The organism is Undibacterium sp. SXout7W (genome assembly GCF_049339385.1).
Lineage (GTDB): Bacteria > Pseudomonadota > Gammaproteobacteria > Burkholderiales > Burkholderiaceae_D > Undibacterium.
Genome location: NZ_JBMPPF010000109.1, coordinates 1 through 347, shown reverse-complemented (window position 1 = coordinate 347; position 347 = coordinate 1). Strand labels below are relative to the sequence as shown.

Sequence of the window (347 nt, the reverse complement as noted above, 5' to 3'; positions counted from 1 at the left end):
GTGCAACCCACTCCCATGGTGTGACGGGCGGTGTGTACAAGGCCCGGGAACGTATTCACCGCGACATTCTGATTCGCGATTACTAGCGATTCCGACTTCACGCAGTCGAGTTGCAGACTGCGATCCGGACTACGATCGGTTTTGTGAGATTAGCTCCACCTCGCGGCTTGGCAACCCTCTGTACCGACCATTGTAGCACGTGTGTAGCCCTGGCCGTAAGGGCCATGATGACTTGACGTCATCCCCACCTTCCTCCGGTTTGTCACCGGCAGTCTCCTTAGAGTGCCCACCATAACGTGCTGGTAACTAAGGACAAGGGTTGCGCTCGTTACGGGACTTAACCCAAC

General features: G+C 56.2%; 1 rRNA gene. It reads right to left on the bottom strand.

Annotated features, from left to right (window positions below):
- Positions 1–347, bottom strand: a 16S ribosomal RNA gene (locus ACO0LB_RS20700); the annotation flags it as partial.